Annotated in this window: 7 protein-coding genes; all 7 read left to right on the top strand. The window is 59.1% G+C overall.

Features of this window, described 5'->3' with window-relative positions; translation table 11 throughout:
* Positions 1-11 precede the first annotated feature (11 nt).
* Complete coding sequence (locus TBK1r_RS35485) at positions 12-194, top strand: hypothetical protein (RefSeq protein WP_145220682.1); 183 nt, start codon at positions 12-14, stop codon at positions 192-194.
* A complete protein-coding gene (locus TBK1r_RS35480) occupies positions 187-954 on the top strand; it encodes a sulfite exporter TauE/SafE family protein (RefSeq protein WP_145220679.1) in 768 nt (255 codons plus the stop codon). Before TBK1r_RS35485 ends, TBK1r_RS35480 begins: the two co-directional genes overlap by 8 nt.
* A 32-nt stretch (positions 955-986) precedes the next feature.
* Positions 987-2,357, top strand: coding sequence for an enolase C-terminal domain-like protein (locus TBK1r_RS35475; RefSeq protein WP_145220677.1), 1,371 nt, complete (start codon positions 987-989; stop codon positions 2,355-2,357).
* Positions 2,341-2,634: a hypothetical protein gene (locus TBK1r_RS35470; protein WP_145220675.1), complete on the top strand. Its 294-nt coding sequence runs from the start codon at positions 2,341-2,343 to the stop codon at positions 2,632-2,634. Before TBK1r_RS35475 ends, TBK1r_RS35470 begins: the two co-directional genes overlap by 17 nt.
* A gap of 315 nt (positions 2,635-2,949) precedes the next feature.
* A complete protein-coding gene (locus tag TBK1r_RS35465; RefSeq protein ID WP_145220673.1) occupies positions 2,950-4,728 on the top strand; it encodes a hypothetical protein in 1,779 nt (592 codons plus the stop codon).
* Between the two features lie 132 nt (positions 4,729-4,860).
* On the top strand, positions 4,861-6,228 hold the full coding sequence (locus TBK1r_RS35460) for a DUF1800 domain-containing protein (RefSeq protein ID WP_145220670.1): 1,368 nt from the start codon (positions 4,861-4,863) through the stop codon (positions 6,226-6,228).
* 14 nt (positions 6,229-6,242) lie between these two features.
* A complete protein-coding gene (locus TBK1r_RS35455) occupies positions 6,243-7,484 on the top strand; it encodes a DUF1501 domain-containing protein (protein WP_145220668.1) in 1,242 nt (413 codons plus the stop codon).
* The last annotated feature ends 39 nt before the right edge of the window (positions 7,485-7,523 follow it).

Raw genomic sequence — 7,523 nt, 5'->3', positions numbered from 1 at the left:
CGTCATCAGTGTTGACGACTGAATCTGTGACCGACCTTGACGGCGTGACGCTGGTGATCGAACATTCGCAGATTCCACAAATGATCGCCGTCAACCGAATCGGTGAGAAGGTCAGTGCGTCGGCAGCGATTGTCGGCAGCGAGCTTTTTCTGCGCGGCGACGAGCCTCTGTATTGCATCACAAAGGGTGAATGAAGTCGTCTGGTATCTGCTTTTGATCGTTGCGGGGTTTCTGGCCGGCGTGGTGAACACGATCGCCGGCGGGGGCTCGTTCATGACGTTGCCGGCATTGATGCTGTTCGGATTGGATCCGAAAATTGCCAACGGCACCAACCGCGTCGCCGTGCTGTTTTCCAGCGGTGCCGCCGTCGTGACCTTTCACAGACACGGGCACCTGGATCGCGAACTTGCCAACCGTCTGACGTTTCCGACGATGTTGGGGGTCCCCGTCGGGGCTTGGTTGGCGGTCTATTTACCGCCGGACGCCTTTGAGCCCGTGTTCGGCGCGATCTTCTTGGTGATGGCGGTGGTACTGATGCTCAATCCCAAGCGAATTGCGGCGGCGAACGTGGGTTCGGTCAGTTCCAGGCGGTGGATCAAACCGGTCTTTTTCGCCATCGGCATCTACGTCGGCTTTATCCAAGCCGGGATGGGGATCCTGATACTGTTGGCGATGAGTTTGACCAACAGCGGCGATTTGGTGGCGTCCAACGCGGTCAAGAATTGGATCGGTTTTTTGGTCACGCTGGCGGCGACGGTGATGTTCGCGATTTATGGCTTGATCGACTGGTTGCCCGGCTTGGTGATGGCGGTCGGTAACGTGATCGGCGGTGTCGTCGGTGCGAAGCTGGCGATCAAAAAGGGCAACCGTCTGATCTTCGGATTCCTGATCGTGGTGATGATCGCGACGGGCCTGAAACTGATCGTCACCAGTGTCTATCAATGGTTGGGATGAACGCCCCTTGTTGCTCTAAACTCGCTGCCAGTATGTCCAATCCAAAAATCATGATCACTTCAGCGGACGTCATCGACCTCCGTGTTCCCACCTCCGATCAGTTGCTCGGGTCCGACCCGTTTCACAAACAACCGGACTATTCGTCGGCGCTGTTGCACCTGGAAACCGATGCCGGCTTGCGAGGCGTGTCGGTGGTGTTCACCGTCGGCGCGGGAACGGATTGGGTCTGTCACGGGATCAAGGATTTGTGCCAACTGGTGATCGGATCCGACCTGCAAGACTTTGCCGCAGCCCCGATCGATTTGTATCGACGGTTGATCGACCACCATCAATTGCGTTGGCTGCACGACGGCGTGTTTCGGATGGCAGCCGGCGCGGTCTTGAATGCGATGTGGGACCTGTGGGCCAAGTCGCTCGACAAACCCCTTTGGAAATTGTTGGTCGATCTGGAACCGGAATTCGTCGCCGACTGCATCGATTGGCGAAACATTCGTGACGCGCTTAGCCGCGACGAGGCGGTGGCACTGCTGCAAGAGCGGCGCTCGACGGTCAAACAGCGCGAAGCCGAAATGAATCCGCGCGGCCCCAAGGCCTACTGCACCGCCGGCTGGCTGGGGCTGAGCGACGAACAGATTCTGGCGACGATTCGCAAGCTGCAAATGCAAGGTTTTGATTCGTTCAAGCTGAAGGTCGGGCAGGATTCGGATCAGGACGTGGCACGGATTCGTTTCATGCGCGACGCGATCGGTCCGGACTGTAACCTGATGGTAGACGCGAATCAGTATTGGGGGCTCGACGAGGCGAAGCGTCATATCGAACGCTATCGCCCGTACGGGTTGAAGTGGATCGAAGAGCCGATCGCCCGCGATGATGTGCTCGGCTACGTCGAACTTGCCGAGACGTTTGCCGATGCGGATTTTGGATTCGCCTGTGGTGAACAAGCCGCTTCGCCCGTCATTTTCAAACAGTTGCTCAAAAGCGGCGCGATCGAGTATTGCCAGATCGACGCCGTCCGCGTCGCGGGGGTCAACGACGTGATGGCGATCATCTTGATGGCGGCGAAGTTTGGCGTGCCGGTGTGCCCCCACGGCGGCGGCATCGCGCTGTGCAACATGATTCAGCATTACGGGCTGTGGGACCAGATCGCCGTGGCCGGACACTCCGACACGCAGCTGGTCGAATACATCGACTTTCTGCAGGAAGCCGTCGAGCATCCCGTCACGACGCGCGACGGCTGTTACGTCACGCCGACCGCAGCGGGTTGGGGACTCGAGTTTCTGCCGAGCTTTCTCCAGCGGCACCGGTTTCCCGACGGCCAAGTTTGGAAGTCGCGTGATCCCTTGAAAAAAGGTGCGGCATTCGAGGTCGCGAGCGAGCCGCTGGACGGTGGCTATTCGACTTGAGAAGTTTCATCGGCAGCACAAAGTTCTGATTGCCGGTCGGGGTCGGTGGCCCGTCCAGGAAATCGAGCAACGCGTTGGCGTCCGAGAGGATGGGGCCGGGCTGGTCGGCGGTGATCGACAGCGAGCGGAGGAACTTTTCGGCGGGTTCTGTTTTCTTCGAAAACAGGCTTCTGACGTTCTTGGCAACTTTCATGGAATGGTCATTGTCTCCGGATTCATCTTGAAGCTGGCGGTGCGGAACGGTGCTGCGGCGACGATCATTCTAAGTGGTGGTTGATCAATTGTCGGGTGGGTCAAACAAACGCGGTCCAATGCCACTTACTTTGGCGGCAAACGGGGGCCTTTTGTTAGCGGTAGGGCGCGAGCCCTCCGGTCTTTCAAGGTCAAACAGGCCGCTCGCGCCGTTCCGCTAACACCTTCACGGCCCAATGCCGCTAAAAAACACTCCACAGCGTTACCAGGCATGTTTGCTCTGTTGGAGTGCGCCCCGGTCGCAATGGTACAATCGGTTACGCAAGATTCTCTCTGGCCGCTCGAATCACCGAATATGCTGATCGATCACCTCTTTCTTTTGCCATCCAGGAATCGTCCGATGACCGTCCAAGCATTGTCGCCCTTTCGGTGTTCGAATCGGTCTCTCGCCGTGTTTGCGTTGTCGGTCTTCTTGGCCAGTCCCACCTTGGCGGAAGATGCGAAACAGGGCGATCGGCGAACCGCGGCCGAATTGTTGCCCGCCAGCGTCGTCGCATACGTCGAAGTGCCACGTCTGGGCGACGTCATCGAGCTGGTCGCCGATCACCCGCTCCGTCAGTCGATCCAAGACATGCCCGCCGTCCGAGCGATCGGCAGTTCGGATCAAGTGCGACCGCTGCGTGACGGAATCGCGGCGTTCGAGGGCGGCATGGGGCGTCCTTGGGATGAAGCCCTCACTGTGTTGACCGACGGCGGGATTCACCTGGCGTTCGACGCCCCGACTCAAGGTGCCGCGCTGCTCATCCAGTCCTCCAGCCGCGAACAGCTGGAACGTTTTCGCGGCGTCGTCCTGGCCCTGTCGCAACTCGGCCAAGGGAACTTTGGCATCGCCCGTCAAGCCGATTATCGAGGCTTCACCGCCTACGCGCTCAACGACAACATCAAGCTGGCGCTGGTCGACCACTGGTTCCTGATGACCAACAAACCCGAGTTGGGGAAATCGATCATCGATCGTTATCTTGATGGCGACAAGCATTCACTCGCCGCGTCCGATTCGTTTACGGCGGCGATGGCCGGTGCCGGCGACGCGTCGATGAAAGCCTATGTCGATGTGGAAACCATTCGCGACGCCGGGGTCGCGCCAAAACTGTACGCCGGCAAGACCGAGAACGTCGCCGCCGAAGCGCTGTTCGGCGGGATCGTCGCCAACCTGGCCCACACGCCTTCGGCCGTCGCGACGTTGGATATCGATCCTTCCGGCGTCCGGCTGACCCTGGCGACTCCCCACCAGAGCGAATGGGAGACCGGCCGCGAGTACTTTTTTGGCGAAGACTCGGCCGCGTCGGCACCACCGCTGCTCCAAGTTCCCCATCAGCTTTTGGCGATCAGCACCCACCGCGACCTCTCGCAAATGTGGTTGCGCGCACCGGACCTGATGACGGACAAGGCGAACGAAGATCTTGCCCAGGCGGACACGAACCTGACCACGTTCTTCTCCAACCGCGATTTCGGTGAAGACATTTTGGGGTCGTTGCGGCCCGGGATCCAGTTGGTCGTCCAGCGACAATCCTTTGATGCCGCGTCACCACAACCGGCGATCAAGTTGCCCGCCTTTGCGATGCAGTTCACGATGCGGACCCCGGAAGAAACCACACGGGAATTTCGCCGAGTGTTCCAGAACCTCGTCGGGTTCATCAACGTGGTCGGCGCGATGCAAGGGCAGCCCCAATTGGATCAGGACTTCGAGCAAACCGATTCGGCAACCCTGCTCACCGCCACCTACGTCCCGCCGCGCGAGGAAGACCCATTGGCTGCCGTGCCGATCAACTACAACTTTTCGCCCACCCTCGCCTTTGCCGGCGAACGGATGATCGTCTCCAGCAGCACCCAGCTGGCACGCACACTCATTGGGTTATCCGCGCCATCGGAATCGAAGGTGAAGCAGCCCAATACCGTTGCGGTTCTCAATGCCGACGCGTTGGCCGATACCCTTCGTGACAACAAGCAGCAGCTCGTCGCGCAAAACATGTTGGAGAAAGGGCACGGTCCGGATCAGGCCAACGCCGAAATCGATGTCCTGTTCGACATCCTTGCGCTGTTCAAGGATGTGACGGTGGAGTTGGACGTGGACGACGGCCAATTGAAATTGACGACAGAAGTGCAACTGCAATCGAAGTAGCCGAAGCAGGAGTTTGGGTAGGAAGATTTTGGAGGTAGGGAAATGGAAGAAGGGACGCTTCAATGAACGATCACCAACCTAATTTTCTTACCTCCAAAATTTTCTTACCCCCTCAATCACCACCGACATAGCATGGCTGTCGACACAAAAATCGATCCCGGCTGGGCCTGGCAACCCTTTACGCCGAGCGACACCCAGCCCTGGGATCGCTCGCTGGCGGCGCACCTGTATCGTCGCGCCGGCTTTGGTGCCGACCTGCAACTGTTGGACGAAGCGGTTGCCAAAAGTCCCCATGACGTGGTGGACGAATTGATCGCGATTAATCTGGAAACGTCCGACTTTCGCGCCGTCGCGGATTCGCTCGCCCAAACCCTGTTGGCGGGCGGCGATCCGATGAAGTTGTCGGCCGCTTGGGTTTATCGGTTGCTGTTCACGCCGGCTCAGTTGCTGGAAAAAACAACACTGTTCTGGCATGGCCATTTCGCCACCGGCGCCGACAAGGTCAAGGATGCGGCGATGATGTGGCGGCAAAATCAGCTGCTGCGTCGACACGCCCTCGGTGACTTTCAAGCGTTGACCCAAGCGATCGCCAAGGACCCGGCGATGTTGATCTATTTGGATTCAACGTCGAATCGAAAGTCGCATCCCAACGAAAACTTCGCCCGCGAGCTGATGGAATTGTTTTGTCTCGGGGAAGGGCATTACAGCGAAACCGACGTCGTCGAACTGGCACGTTGTTTCACCGGTTGGGAAATCCGTCGCGATCGATTTCGCAAGAACCGTTATCAACACGATGCCGGCGAGAAGTCGATTCTGGGGCAACGCGGCGCGTTTGACGGCGAGCAGGCCGTCGCAATCGTCGTCGGACGTGACGACATGCCGCGTTTCATCTGCCGGAAACTCGCGCGGTACTTCCTCGCCGATGAACTGGAGCTGACCGACGATCTGATTGAGATCCCGGCGACGACGATGCGCGAGAACAACCTGCAGATCGCTCCGGTGCTCAAGCAGATGCTCTCGAGCAATTTGTTCTATTCGTCACACGCCCGTGCCAGGAAAATCAAGTCGCCGGTCGAACTGGTGGTCGGGATGTTGCGCGGTTTGAATGGAACGACCAACAGCCAGCTGGTCGCACGTGGGTTACGCGATATCGGCCAAGGCTTGTTCTATCCGCCCAATGTCAAAGGCTGGGACGGAGGCCGGGCCTGGATCAATTCGTCGACCGTGCTCGGGCGGGCCAACTTGTTCGAAGCGATTCTGTCCAATGAAGACACAAAATTTGAGGGGCAGTCGCTGACGCAGTCTTTGGCCGACCATGGCATCCACGACGTCGATCATGCGATCGACCATTTTGAACGCTGTCTGATGGCGGTGCCGATCAACCCGGCGACCCGTCGACAGCTGACGTCGCAATTTGATTCGCTCGGCAAGGATCACGAAAAGACGTATCGCCGACTGCTTCACGCCGTCTGCTCACTCCCCGAATTTCAACTCGCCTGAAAACGGTCATTTCGATGTTTCATCAGCCCACCAATCGACGTCGTTTCCTTCACGCTTCCGGGGGCGGTGCGCTGGCGATCGGGATCGGGTCGTCGCTGCCGAACTGCTTTTTGCAAGCGGCGGAGTCGGCGAGCTCCGACGAAGATCGGATTCTGGTCGTCGTCCAGCTCACCGGCGGCAACGACGGGCTGAACACGGTGATCCCTTACGCCGACGACGCCTACCGTGCCGCTCGAACGACGTTGGCCGTGCCCCGATCCGAGGTACTGGCGATCGATGACCATGTCGGTTTTCATCCGTCGCTGCGTGGGATGAAGGACTTGCTCGAAGACGGACAGGTCGCCGTGGTCCAAGGCGTCGGCTATGAGAACCCCAATCGGTCCCATTTCGAATCGATGGATATTTGGCACAGCTGTGTCCGCAAGGGTCAGCCTCGCACCGATGGCTGGATCGGACGCGCCCTGGAACAATTCACCGGCGCCGACGGCGGTGATGTGCCCGCCTTGCATCTTGGTCAGCAGCAACAACCCTTCGCGCTCGCCTCGGAAACGATCCGTGTGCCGACGGTGAAACAACTCGAAGCATTTCAGCTGCGCGGTTCGGATTCGGCGGCGTTGCGTCGGCTGCTCAATACGCCGCTGACACCTGCAATCGAGCAGTCTGATGACGACTTGCTGGGCTTTTTGCAGTCCAGCACCCAAGGCGCGATCTCCGCCAGCCAACGCGTCACCGCGGCGGCCCAGGACTATCAGAGCGACATCGACTATCCCCAGTCGCAACTGGGAGAGCAATTGCGGTTGGTGGCTCAACTGATCAGCGCCGGGATGAGGACACGGGTTTATTACTTGCAACTGGACGGCTTCGACACGCACGCCCAGCAAGGCGACACGCATGCCATTTTGCTGCGTCAGTGGAGTGATGCGGTTTCGGCGTTTCTGGGTGACATGAAGGCTCGGGATCACAGCGATCGCGTCTGTGTGATGACGTTCAGCGAATTCGGTCGACGGGTGGCTGAGAATGCCAGCGCGGGAACCGATCACGGCGCGGCCGGGCCGATGTTTCTATGCGGCGGCGGGCTGAACGCGGGGTTGATCGGCGATCCGCCGCGTCTGGACGATCTGGAACAAGGCGACTTGAAACACAGCGTCGACTTCCGCAGCGTCTACGCATCAGTGTTGAAGGACTGGCTCGGGACCGACCCCGACCAAGTCCTCCGCGGTCACTATGAAACCCTGCCGCTGTTTGCGAAGTCGTGACCGATTCTCGGTTTTAAGTCAGCGTCCGTGTGACCGCAG

The organism is Stieleria magnilauensis (assembly GCA_007753675.1).
GTDB classification, from domain to species: Bacteria; Planctomycetota; Planctomycetia; order Pirellulales; family Pirellulaceae; genus Stieleria; species Stieleria magnilauensis.
This window is presented reverse-complemented; position numbering and strand designations above follow the sequence as displayed.